The organism is Streptosporangium sp. NPDC023615 (assembly GCF_040640155.1).
Taxonomy (GTDB): Bacteria; Actinomycetota; Actinomycetes; order Streptosporangiales; family Streptosporangiaceae; genus Streptosporangium.
The window spans coordinates 57,322-69,403 of record NZ_JBFABE010000006.1; the positions used below are offsets into that span (position 1 = coordinate 57,322).

Consider the following 12,082-nt stretch of genomic DNA (forward strand, 5'->3'; position numbering starts at 1 on the left):
TCCTCACAGTTGATGACCTGTCTCTGATGTGTTTGGGACGGTTTGATACCGGTGAGGGGGAGACGCGTTGAGTGTTGAGGTCGCCCTCGTGGCGCTGAGTAACTAGGGTCTGGCACCGTGAGAGCAATCCGTAGGTTTACCGTCCGCACCGTCCTGCCCCCGGAGCTGGCCTCCCTCGGCGAGCTCGTCCTGAACTTGCGCTGGTCATGGCATCCGGAGACGCTGGACCTCTTCGGCGAGGTCGATCCGGCCATCTGGGCGCGCGTCGGTCACGATCCCGTCGCCCTGCTGGGCGCCGTGGAGGCCGACCGGCTCCGCGAGCTCGCCGCCGACCGCCGCTTCCTGCGGCGGCTGGCCGACGCGGCCGACGATCTCCGTGAGTACATGACCGCGCCCCGGTGGTACCAGACCATCGCGGACGCGCCCCGTGCCGTCGCCTACTTCTCCCCGGAGTACGGCATCGCCGCCGCCCTGCCGCAGTACTCCGGCGGCCTGGGCATCCTGGCCGGCGACCACCTCAAGGCCGCCAGCGACCTGGGGGTGCCCATCCTGGCCGTCGGCCTGCTCTACCGGCACGGCTACTTCACCCAGTCCCTCTCCCCGGAGGGCTGGCAGCTCGAGCACTACCCCTCGCTGGACCCGGGCGGCCTGCCGCTGACCCTGCTCCGCGAGCAGGACGGCACCCCCGTCCGGATCAAGATCAGCCTCCCCGAGGGCCGCACGCTGCACTCCCAGGTCTGGGTGCTCCAGGTCGGCAGGGTGCCGCTGCTGCTGCTCGACTCCGACGTGGCCGAGAACGACGCCGCCGCCCGCGACGTGACCGACCGCCTCTACGGCGGCGGCACCGACCACCGCCTGCTGCAGGAGCTGCTGCTCGGCGTCGGCGGGGTGCGCGCCATCCGCGCCTACTGCCGGGTCACCGGGCACGCCGAGCCCGAGGTGTTCCACACCAACGAGGGTCACGCCGGCTTCCTGGGCCTGGAGCGCATCCGCGAGCTCACCGAGGCCAGGCTCTCCTTCGACGAGGCCCTGGAGGCGGTCCGGGCCGGCACCGTCTTCACCACCCACACCCCGGTGCCCGCCGGGATCGACCGCTTCCCCGCCGAGATGATCGCCCGCCAGTTCGGCGGCGACAACGCCTGGCCCACGGTCCCGGTCGACCGCATCCTCGCGCTCGGCGCCGAGGAGGAGGCCGGCAAGTTCAACATGGCCGCGATGGGCATGCGGCTGGCCCAGCGGGTCAACGGCGTCTCCGAGCTGCACGGCGAGGTCAGCCGGGGGATGTTCCAGGGCCTGTGGCCGGGCTTCGACACCTCCGAGGTGCCGATCGGCTTCATCACCAACGGCGTGCACGCCCCCACCTGGGTCGGCCGCGAGATCATGGAGCTGGCCGGCCAGGAGCTGCCCACGCTGGTCGAGCGCGCCCAGGGCTGGGAGAGCATCGCCAAGGTCAGCGACGGCGACGTGTGGGGCATCCGCGGCAGGATGCGCGAGCGGCTGGTCCGGGCGGCCCGCGAGCGGCTGCGCCAGTCATGGCTGAACCGGGGCGCCTCCCGGGCCGAGCTCGGCTGGGTGGACGAGGCCCTCGACCCCGAGGTGCTGACCATCGGCTTCGCCCGCCGGGTGCCCTCCTACAAGCGGCTCACCCTGATGCTGTCGGACCCCGACCGCCTGCGCGCGCTGCTGCTCGACCCGGTCAAGCCGATCCAGATCGTGATCGCGGGCAAGGCCCACCCGGCCGACGAGGGCGGCAAGAAGCTCATCCAGCAGATCGTGAAGTTCGCCGACTCCGAGGACGTCCGGCACCGCATCGTGTTCCTGCCCGACTACGACATGGCCCTGGGCCAGCTGCTCGTGCAGGGCTGCGACGTGTGGATGAACAACCCGCTGCGCCCGCTGGAGGCGTGCGGCACCTCCGGCATGAAGGCCGCGCTCAACGGCGGGCTCAACCTGTCGATCCGCGACGGCTGGTGGGACGAGTGGTACGACGGCACCAACGGCTGGGCGATCCCCACCGCCGACGGCGTCACCGACCCCGACCGGCGTGACGAGCTGGAGGCCACCGCCCTGTACGACCTGATCGAGCACGAGGTGGCCGACCGCTTCTACGACCGCGCCGACGGCCTGCCCCGGCGCTGGCTGGAGATGGTCAGGCACACGCTGGCCTCGCTCGGTCCCAAGGTGCTGGCCGGGCGGATGCTCCGCGACTACGTGGTCGGGCTGTACGCCCCGGCCGCGACCTCGGCGCGGGCCCTGTCCGGCGACGGCTACGAGCGGGCCAGGGGCTTCGCGGCCTGGAAGCTCAAGGTCGGCCGGGCCTGGCCGGGCGTGCGGGTCGAGCACGTGGAGACCTCGGGCCTGGGGGACACCCCGGAGCTGGGCTCGTCGCTGGAGCTGAGGGCCACCATCGCGCTGGGCGAGCTGGAGCCCGGCGACATCCGGGTGCAGGCGGCCTACGGCCGGGTCGGGGACCACGACGACCTCGCCGACCCCGCCTACGCCGACCTGACCGTCGAGTCCTCCGGTGACGACGGCAGGGCCGTCTTCGCCGGGACCGTCCCGCTGGAGCGGACCGGTCCCTTCGGCTACACGGTCAGGGTCGTCCCCGACCACCCCCTGGTGGCGTCCTCGGCCGAGCTCGGCCTGGTCACCGTCCCGGAGGAGCCGGTCGGCATGACCAACGGCACCCTGCGCTGAGGTCCGGCACAACCGAAGGCCCCGCCCCGCGCTCACGTCGCGGGACGGGGCCTCGTCCTTTCCTGGTCCTTTCCCGGCGTCCACCTCACGCGGCGGTCAGGCGTTGACCTCCAGGGCGGTGCGGACGGCCGACTCCAGAGCGCCCTCGATCCAGGAGTGCTTCAGCGAGGTGTGCTCCCCGGCGAAGTGCAGCCGTCCCGCCGGGGCGGCGATGGCCGGGTGGATCTCGGTCATCTGCCCGGGGGTGAAGACGGCGGCCTCGCCGAAGGCGTAGCGGTTGCGCAGCCAGCTCTGGGTGCGGCCGCGGCCGGTGTAGAACTCCGCGACGCGCTCCCCGTACACCTCCTGAAGGCCGCGCAGCGCGTGACCGTAGCGCTCGGCGTCGTCCATGGAGTCCCAGCGGGAGGCGTCGTCGGCCCAGGCGTAGCTCGCCAGCACGACGCCGCCCTCGCTGCCGGGCACCGGATGGGAGGGGAAGTAGACGAACCGGTTGGCGTTGTCGGTGACCGAGCCGCCGCCCACGGTGTGGCTCGCGGGCCCCGGGCGGTAGCGCGAGCCCAGCTCGCGCCGCCAGTCGCGCTCGTCGAACTCCCACCAGCGCCTGCGGAACTCCAGCAGCACCTTGGTCGCCGAGTCGTAGTGCAGCTCGATGATCGCGCGCCGCTTCGGGTAGGGAAGGGCCGGGGCGATCTCCACGTGCCGCAGCGCCGAGAACGGGATCGTGATGATCGCCACGTCCCCCTCGAACGTCTCGCCCCTGCGCTGCGGCCGGGAGGCCGACTCGGTGCTGCCGGTCTCGGTGACGGTCTCGACGCGCACGCCGCGGGCGGTCTGCTCGATCCGGGTGGCCCGGCGGTCCATCCGGATGTCGCCGCCCAGCCCGGGACGCAGGCGGTGGGGCAGCTCCCAGCTCCCGGAGCTCATCTCCCAGTAGGTCGCCGAGGGGTTGACCAGGCTGCGGGTGAGGAAGGTGTGCATGAACGACAGCGGCAGCCGGGAGGTGAGGTTCTCCAGGGTGCCGATGCAGTCGATCGCCGCGTCGCTCAGCCCGGCCCGCTCCCGCAGGAAGCGGTTCATCGAGTGGTCGTCGTACTCCTGCAGCACCCGGGCCCAGCCCTCGATCAGCTCGGGCAGCGGTTTGTCGACCCGCCCGGAGCCGCGCACGACGGAGAAGAGGTCGCGGACCGGGTCGAGCGCGTCGTCCAGGATCCTCCCGGCCGTCCTGCGGTCGTCCAGCCCGAACGAGGCGTTGATCCGGCGCGGGTCCCTGGCGTACTCGTCGCGGCGCTGGGAGATGCCGTTGACCCGGATCCAGGTGTGGTCGGCCCGCGCGGGCGCGGTGAACTCCCCGCGCGAGGGGCCCGACCGCCAGGCCGGCCCCTGGCGCGGGGTGTAGACGACGGGCGGGACCGGGCCGGTGGCCGCGTCGCCGGGGCGGACGTCCACGTTGTAGAACAGCCGGCGGGAGATGCCGAGCTTGTCGATGAGCGCGAGCGTGAGCGGGTGGAAGTCCGGGATGCGCATGGCCCCGGCCTCGGCGTACTGCGACCGGTCGGCGAAACCGGACCTGAAGGTCTTGATCCGGCCGCCGATCCGGTTGCCGTTGGCCTCGATGACGGTGACCCGGTGCCCGGCCCGCTTGAGCAGGGTGGCGGCCACCAGCCCGGAGATCCCGGCGCCGACGACCAGGACCCGCTTGGGCGAGCGGGCCCTGGGCAGGCCGTCGTCGATGAGCACCTTGAGGTACCTCAGCTTGAGGTCGGAGCCGTCCTCGCCGACCAGCAGCAGGTCGCGCGCCACGGACACGCAGGTGTCCCAGCGCCTCGCGTTGCGCTGTCCGGTGCGCGCGGGGGCCGGATCGGCGAGCGGGACCCCCGCCTGGGCCACCGGGGTCGAGCCCACTGCCGAGCCCACGGCCCCCACCGCGCCCAGCCCGGCCAGCCTGGCGAACCCCCGACGGTCGATACCTGGCACGTGCCCTCCTTCGATCGTCACCAATGGTAATGAGATGACTACTATCTGTTAACGAGCGGGTATGCCAGGATCCGCCGGGCTGTGACTCCAACCGATGTGGGGAGGCTTCGCTTTTCGCGGCCTTTGTCGGGACGCGGGAGACCGGCCCGGGGCCGGGCGGGCGCCGGACGCGAACCCACGGCCCCTCTTAACAGGTAAAAGACGCTAATAATGCCTTTTGTGGCGTTCTCCGCTCTTTATCCCGGGAATCCCCATATGACCGACATATCCCTAAGCTGGGGGCGGGTCAGTGAGCGCATGGACGTCCGAGGGACAGCCGGCCGCGCTGGGCGACACCACGGTCACCCTGGTCGAGGGCGGTTCGTTCTGCGTGTCCGCGCGCAACGGCGACATCCTGCAGGGCGGGGTGCAGGGGGTCTACCACGCCGACACCCGGCTGCTGTCGCGCTGGGAGCTGCGGGTGGACGAGCTGCCGGTGGAGGCGCTGCGGGTGCTGTCGGGGGAGCCGTACCACGCGACCTTCCTCGGACGGGCCGGGCCGCGCCCGGGACGGGTCGAGAGCAGCCTGCTCGTGATCAGGGAGCGCTACGTCGGCGGCGGCCTGCGCGAGGACCTGACCCTGCGCAACCTCGCCGACGAGCCCGCCGGGTGCGTGGTCGCCCTGCACGTCGGCTCCGACATGGCCGACCTGTTCGAGGTGAAGGCGGGACGGGTCCGGCACGTGACCGACATGGAGACGACGGCCGACCGGTCGGGGCTGCTGATCGTCTCGGCCTGCCGCGCGCGCGGCACCAGGGTGGTGGCCGAACCGGCGCCGTTCGCCGTGCCCGGCCTGCTCGTCTTCCGCGTGCTGGTTCCCGCGCGCGGCGAATGGACGACCGGCCTGCAGGTCACCCCCATCCTGGAGGGCGAGGAGTCGCCGGGCCGGTTCCCGGCCCATCGCCCGCTGGAGCACGCCGAGCCGGCCAGGCGCCGCGCCGACTGGGAGCGACGGAGCCCGGTGATCACGACTCCGGACCGGATCCTGTCCAAGGTCCTGGAACGCTCGGCCGAGGATCTCGGGGCGCTGCGGCTCTTCGAGCCGGACCGGCCCGACGACCCTCCCACGGTCGCCGCGGGCGCGCCGTGGTTCATGACCCTGTTCGGCCGCGACTCGCTGATCACCTCGTGGATGGCGCTCCTGATGGACCAGTCGCTGGCACTGGGCACGCTGCGCCGCCTGGCCAGGCTGCAGGGCGCGGTGAGCGACCCGCTGACCGAGGAGGAGCCGGGCAAGATCCTGCACGAGCTCCGCTTCGACCGGCGGGGCGGCGCCTCGCCGTACGCGAGCCGCGCCTACTACGGCTCGGTGGACTCCACCCCGCTGTTCGTGATGGTCCTGGGCGAGCTGAGCCGCTGGGGCGTCTACGACGAGGCCGTGGAGGAGCTCCTGCCGCACGCCGACGCCGCCCTCGACTGGATCCGCAGGTCGGCCGACCCCTTCCTGTCCTACCGCCGCAAGACCGACCACGGGCTGGTCAACCAGGGGTGGAAGGACTCCTTCGACGGCGTCAGCTTCGCCGACGGCACCCTGGCCCGCCCGCCCGTCGCGCTGGCCGAGGTCCAGGGCTACGTCTACGCCGCCTACCTCGCGCGCGCCCACTTCGCCGCCAAGGCGGGGGAGGGCGCGGCGGAGGCGGAGTGGACGGCCCGCGCCGGCCGGATCAGGGACGCCTTCAACGAGCGCTTCTGGCTGCCCGGCCGCGGCCACTACGCGGTCGCGCTGGACGGTGCCGGGCGCGCCGTCGACAGCCTCGCCTCGAACATGGGCCACTGCCTGTGGACCGGCATCGTGGACGAGGACCGCGCCGCGACCGTGGCCGAGCTGCTGCTCTCACCGCGGATGTTCACCGGGTACGGGGTGCGCACCCTGGCCGGCGACATGGGGGCCTACAACCCGATGAGCTACCACAACGGCTCGGTCTGGCCGCACGACAACGCCCTGATCGCGGCGGGCCTGATGCGCTACGGCCTCGAGCGGGAGGCGAACCGGGTCGCCTGCGGCCTGCTGGACGCGGCCGAGGCGTTCGGCTGGCGGCTGCCGGAGCTGTTCTGCGGGTTCGACCGGGCCGAGTTCACCTGGCCGGTGCCCTACCCGTCCTCGTGCTCCCCGCAGGCGTGGGCCGCCGCCGCCCCGATCCAGCTCCTGCGGAGCATGCTCCGGTTCGACCCCTCCATACCCGGCGGGTACGTCCGGCTGTGCCCGTCCGGGCTGGAGGGCCTGCGGATCGACGGGCTCGCGCTGGCGGGCTCCGACGTCACGATCGAGGTGGGCGGCGCCGGCGCGTCCGTCCGCGGCCTGCCCCCGGGCATCACGCTGATCGACGAGCCGCGCGGGCCACCGGCCAGGGCGATGTGGCCGGCCCACTGACGCGCGTGTCCCCGGCGCCCCCTCCGCGGCCCGCACGCGCTCCCGTCGCTCCCCGCTGTTCCCACGTGTCCGTCGGTGCCCTACGCGTCCCACGCGTCGTTCGGCGCCCTCGCAGGTGAGGTGGCCATGTTCTCTTCCACAGACATCCCGGACCGGTCCGGGCGCATGCGCGTCCTGATGGTCGCGCCGCCCTGGTACGACGTGCCGCCCCGCGGTTACGGCGGCATCGAGTCGATGGTGGCCGGTCTCGTCACCGGGCTGACCCGGCGCGGGCACGACGTCACGCTGATCGGGGCGGGCAGGGCGGGCACGTCCGCCCGCTTCCTGGCCACCTGCGGGCAGGCGCCCTCCGAGCGGATCGGGGAGTCGCTGCCCGAGGTGCTGCACGCGGCCAGGGTCCACGCGATGAGCGGGGGGCTCGCGGTGGACGTCGTCCACGACCACTCCCTGGCCGGTCCGCTGTCCGCGCCCGCCAGGACCGCCCCGACGGTGGTCACCTGCCACGGGGACGTGGGGGGCGAGTTCGGCGACTACTACCGGGTGCTCGGCGCCACGGCCTCGATGGTCGCCATCTCCGAGGCCCAGCGGCGCGTCGCCCCCGAGCTGAACTGGGCGGGGGTGGTGCACAACGCCGTCGACGCCGGGACCTTCCCGTTCAGGGAGCACAAGGAGGACTGGGTGCTCTGGCTGGGCAGGTTCAACGAGGACAAGGGCGCCCACCTGGCCATCGACGCGGCCCGCGCGGCCGGGCGGCGCATCCTGCTGGCCGGCAAGCTCGTCGAGAAGGGCGAGCACGCCTACTTCGACGCCCAGGTCAGGCCCAGGCTGGGCCCCGACGCCGAGTACCTCGGCGAGGCCGGCACCGCGCGCAAGCACGAGCTGCTGGCGGCGGCCAGATGCCTGATCTTCCCGATCCTCTGGGAGGAGCCGTTCGGCATGGTCATGATCGAGGCCATGGCCTGCGGCACGCCCGTGGTCGCCCTCGGCAGGGGCGCCGTGCCCGAGGTGGTCGTGGACGGGCTCACCGGCTTCGTGCGCGGCGACCCCGCCGATCTCCCCGCCGCCGTCGAGGCGGTGGGGGCGATCTCCCCGCGCGACTGCCGCTCGCGGGTGGAGCGCTTCTTCTGCGTGGAGGCGATGGCCCGCGGCTACGAGGCTATCTACCGCAGGACGATCGCCGCCCCGTCCGTCCTGGCCGCCCTGCCCGCCGCGACCGGCGCCGCGACCGGCGCCGCCGCCGAGGGCGCCGCCGGCACGGACGGCACCGGCGGCGGCGCCGAGGAGAGCAGGGACCTGGCGATGCCCGTCAACTGAGCCGCGCCCTATGTTGGACCACGGCACGGTGGACCACGACACGGTGGGACACCCGCGGCCGGTCGCGGGCCGGCCGCGTGGGGCGAGGTTCGGCGAAGGGACGCTCATGGGCGAGTTCGTACGGGTGGAGACGGACGGCGGGGTCGCGACGATCAGGATCGACCGGCCGAAGATGAACGCGCTCAACCTGCAGGCCCAGCTGGAGCTGGCCGAGTGCGCCCGGCAGGTGGACGCCGACGCCGGCGTGTACGCGGTGGTCCTCTACGGGGGGCCGGTCTTCGCGGCCGGGGTGGACGTCAAGGAGATGGCCGGCATGTCGTACGCCGACATGGCGGCCCACTCGCGCGTCCTGCAGGACTGCTTCACCGCGGTGGCGCGGATCGGCAAGCCCGTGGTCGCGGCGGTCAACGGGTACGCGCTGGGCGGCGGCTGCGAGCTGGCCCTGTGCGCGGACGTCAGGATCGCCGGCGAGTCGGCCAAGCTGGGCCAGCCGGAGATCCTGCTGGGCATCATCCCGGGCGCGGGCGGCACCCAGCGGCTGCCCCGGCTGATCGGCCCCTCCCGGGCCAAGGACCTCATCCTCACCGGGCGCCACGTGTCCGCCGCCGAGGCGCTCTCCCTCGGTCTGGTGGACCGGGTCGTCCCCGACGAGGAGGTCCACGCCGAGGCCCTCGCCTACGCGGGCCGGTTCACCGGCGGCCCGGTGCTGGCGCTGCGCGCGGCCAAGCAGGCGATCGACCGCGGCCTGGAGACCGATCTGGACACCGGTCTGGAGATCGAGCGCCTGCAGTTCTCCGGCCTGTTCGCCACCGAGGACGCCACGACCGGCATGCGGGCCTTCTCCGAGAGGTCGAAGGCGGAGTTCACCGGCCGCTGACGAGTCCGCCGAGTCCGCCGGTTCGCCGGGTTCGCCGGGTTCGCCGAGCCCGTCGGGTCCGCCGGACCCGCAGGGAACGCCGAGGCTTACGGGGATTGGTCCTGGTTGGTCCGGCGTTGCCGGTATCGTGCCGACCATGGTGCGGTTGACGAGGCGTGCGCTGGTGCCCACCCCGCTGCGGAGGGCCGTCCTCGGCTGGTTCGACGCCCGGTACATCTCCAGGGCCGACCACCGGCAGGACGTCAAGGACGCGCTCTGGGAGGTCCGGACGCTGGCCAGGGAGGTCACCTCGCTGCGCGCGGAGGTCGTCGAGCTGCGCGCGCAGGTGGCCGGGACCCGCCTCGACCCGGCGCGGGCCGGACGCTGGGACGACGCCCACCGCCTGGCCCGGGAGACCGCGGTGGCGCTGGAGGAGGTGCTCAGGAACGAGGTGCTGCTCTGGCAGGCCGTGGACCGCTCCGACGCCGCGCGAGGGGACGCCGCGCGGGGAGACGCCGCGCGGGAGAAGCGGGAGAACACGGCACGGGGGGGCGCCACGCGGGAGAACGCCGCGCCGGGGCCCGCCGACGGCCCTGACGCCGACGGCCCCGCCGCCGGCGGGCCCGCGCTCGCGGGGAGCGCCGGGTGAGGGTGACCTGGACGGCCGGCGGCGACGTCTGGCGCATGGTGTTCCGCCTGGACGCCGAGGACGACGTCACCGGCCTGTGCGCCGACGGCCAGCCGCTGAGGCTGGCCACGAACTCGTTCCGGATCGAGCTGCCGCGGACCCCGCGCGAGATCCACCCCGACCTGCTCGCCCTCGCCGCGTGGACCGTGGTGGCCCCGTGGACCAGGCGCCGGATCGTCTTCGACCGGCCGATCTCCGACGGCCTGGCCGGGGCGATCGGCGACGGCTGGGGGGTCGAGGCCGGTCCCGCCGGCGAGGGCGCGCGGTCCGGCGGCACGCTGGCGATCTCCTACAGCGGCGGCGCGGACTCGGTCGCGGTGGCCGCCATGCTGCCGGACGCGCCGTTCGTGCACTTCCGGCGGCTCTCCCACCCGAGGGTGCCCAACCGCTGGACCCACTACCGCGCCGACGTGCTCGCCGAGCTGGCGGGCAAGACCGGCCGCGACCTCACCGTGGTCGGCTCGGACCTGGAGTTCACGCTCGCCGAGCCCCGGCCCGGCTACCCCGAGCACCACGCGGTCGCCGCGGGCGCGCTGCTGATGGCCGACGAGCTCGACCTGGGCGGCCTGGCCTTCGGCTACGAGCTGGGCTCACGCTGGCTGGGGGGCGACCGCTACCTGCTGCGCTACACGCCCGACAACCCGATGTGGGCCCCGCACGGCGCCTGGGGGCGGGCGTTCGCCGCGGCCGGGGTACACATCGTGCTCCCGGTGGGCGGGGTGAGCGAGGCCGTCACGATGCGCCTGGCCCTGAACTCCGACCTGCGCGAGCAGCTCCGCTGGTGCCTGCGCGGCGTCGGCGGCCCCTGCGGGACCTGCGGCAAGTGCCTGTACAAGGAGCTCATCCAGGCCGCCGTCGAACGCCGCCCGCTGCGCACCACGATCACCGCGGGCCGCCCGGTCGCGCGCAAGTGGCAGGAGCCGCCCCCGTACGGGGGCCAGGAGATGATCGAGTACGGTTGCGCCCGCGTGCCCGGCGTCGAGGACACGGTCTTCGGCGCGGCGGCGCGGTACCTGGGCGCGACCGAGTCCTCCACCGCCTGGCTGGAGCGCTGCTACCCGCCCGCGATCGAGGAGATCCCCGAGCCGTGGCGCGCGCGGATTCGTGACGTCGTGACAGGGGAGATCGGTCTCATGAGCGAGGACGAGGCGCGGCGCGTCGAGACCTGGGGGGCGGCGTGAAGGTCTACGTCTCGGCCGACATGGAGGGCGTCACCGGGCTGACCGACCCCGAGGAGATGCACGCCGGCGGGCGCGGCTACGAGCGCGGCTGCGAGCTGATGACCGCGGACGTCAACGCGGTCGTGGCCGGGGCCTTCGACGGCGGCGCCACCGCCGTGCGGGTCAACGACGCCCACGGGTCGACGAAGAACCTCAGGATCGACCTGCTCGACGAGCGGGCGACCCTGCTGCGCGGGCCGGGCAAGCCGCTGCGGATGGGCCAGGGGCTCGACGCGAGCTACCGGGCGGCCTGTTTCGCCGGCTACCACGCGCGGGCCGGGGTGCGGCACGGCGTCCTCAACCACACCTGGATGGGCAGGGAGATCCAGGACGTCCACCTCAACGGCGAGGTGTGCGGCGAGACCCGCCTGGTCGCCGCCTTCGCCGGGTCGCTCGGCGTGCCGGTGGTCCTGGTGACCGGGGACGAGGCCGTCTGCGAGGAGGCCAGGGAGCTGCTCGGCGACGTGGAGACCGTCGCGGTCAAACGGGGCGTCGACCGGTTCGCCGCCGAGCTGCTGCCGCCCGCCGTGGCCCAGGCGCGCATCCGCGAGGCCGCCGCCCGCGCGCTGGACCGGGTGGCCGACTTCCGCCTGTACGCGCCCGAGCCGCCGTTCACCCTGGGCGTCGAGTGGAACTCCACCGCGATCGCCGCCGGGTGCGCGCTGGTGCCCGGCGTGACGGCCGCCGGCCCCCGGCACACCGAGTTCACCACCGACGACTTCTCGCAGATCATGGCGCTCATGGGGCTCTTCGCCATGATCGGCGGCCAGGTCGCCTGCGGCAGCGGCGCGTACGGCTGATCCCGCGATGTCCTCCCCGATCCCCCCCGATCCCTCACGTCCCGCCCCGGGCGCTCCCGCCGCCACTGCCGCCACTGCCGCCACTGCCGCCACTGCCGCCACTGCCGCCACTGCCGCCACTGC

Annotated in this window: 8 protein-coding genes; 7 read left to right on the top strand and 1 reads right to left on the bottom strand. The window is 73.7% G+C overall.

The window, feature by feature from the left end:
- Positions 1-117: 117 nt before the first annotated feature.
- Positions 118-2,697 (top strand): alpha-glucan family phosphorylase, encoded by a 2,580-nt coding sequence (glgP, locus tag AB0G16_RS06790; RefSeq protein WP_362799764.1) that lies wholly within the window; start codon positions 118-120, stop codon positions 2,695-2,697.
- A gap of 96 nt (positions 2,698-2,793) precedes the next feature.
- On the opposite strand, the gene AB0G16_RS06795 is transcribed toward glgP, so the two are convergent.
- Positions 2,794-4,671, bottom strand: coding sequence for an FAD-dependent oxidoreductase (locus AB0G16_RS06795; RefSeq protein WP_362799767.1), 1,878 nt, complete (start codon positions 4,669-4,671; stop codon positions 2,794-2,796).
- 289 nt (positions 4,672-4,960) lie between these two features.
- Between AB0G16_RS06795 and AB0G16_RS06800 the strand changes: the two genes are divergently transcribed.
- From AB0G16_RS06800 to AB0G16_RS06825, 6 genes are all read left to right on the top strand, one after another.
- On the top strand, positions 4,961-7,081 hold the full coding sequence (locus AB0G16_RS06800) for a glycogen debranching N-terminal domain-containing protein (protein WP_362799770.1): 2,121 nt from the start codon (positions 4,961-4,963) through the stop codon (positions 7,079-7,081).
- A 126-nt stretch (positions 7,082-7,207) separates the two neighbouring features.
- Positions 7,208-8,395, top strand: coding sequence for a glycosyltransferase family 4 protein (locus tag AB0G16_RS06805; RefSeq protein ID WP_362799773.1), 1,188 nt, complete (start codon positions 7,208-7,210; stop codon positions 8,393-8,395).
- Between the two features lie 106 nt (positions 8,396-8,501).
- The gene (locus tag AB0G16_RS06810) at positions 8,502-9,272 is read left to right on the top strand and encodes an enoyl-CoA hydratase-related protein (RefSeq protein WP_362799776.1); all 771 of its coding nucleotides are present in this window, start codon (positions 8,502-8,504) and stop codon (positions 9,270-9,272) included.
- A gap of 136 nt (positions 9,273-9,408) precedes the next feature.
- Positions 9,409-9,900 carry a hypothetical protein gene (locus AB0G16_RS06815; protein ID WP_362799779.1) on the top strand — a complete coding sequence of 164 codons (492 nt, stop codon included), beginning with the start codon at positions 9,409-9,411 and terminating at the stop codon, positions 9,898-9,900.
- Positions 9,897-11,120 carry a DUF6395 domain-containing protein gene (locus AB0G16_RS06820; protein ID WP_362799782.1) on the top strand — a complete coding sequence of 408 codons (1,224 nt, stop codon included), beginning with the start codon at positions 9,897-9,899 and terminating at the stop codon, positions 11,118-11,120. The genes AB0G16_RS06815 and AB0G16_RS06820 overlap by 4 nt, the downstream gene beginning before the upstream one ends.
- Complete coding sequence (locus AB0G16_RS06825; protein ID WP_362799785.1) at positions 11,117-11,959, top strand: M55 family metallopeptidase; 843 nt, start codon at positions 11,117-11,119, stop codon at positions 11,957-11,959. Before AB0G16_RS06820 ends, AB0G16_RS06825 begins: the two co-directional genes overlap by 4 nt.
- The last annotated feature ends 123 nt before the right edge of the window (positions 11,960-12,082 follow it).

What these genes read in the sequence shown, in the direction of transcription:
- AB0G16_RS06815 (WP_362799779.1), top strand. Translation starts at nt 9,409, where the DNA reads ATGGTGCGGTTGACGAGGCGTGCGCTGGTGCCCACCCCGCTGCGGAGG.
- AB0G16_RS06810 (WP_362799776.1), top strand. Translation starts at nt 8,502, where the DNA reads ATGGGCGAGTTCGTACGGGTGGAGACGGACGGCGGGGTCGCGACGATC.
- AB0G16_RS06805 (WP_362799773.1), top strand. Translation starts at nt 7,208, where the DNA reads ATGTTCTCTTCCACAGACATCCCGGACCGGTCCGGGCGCATGCGCGTC.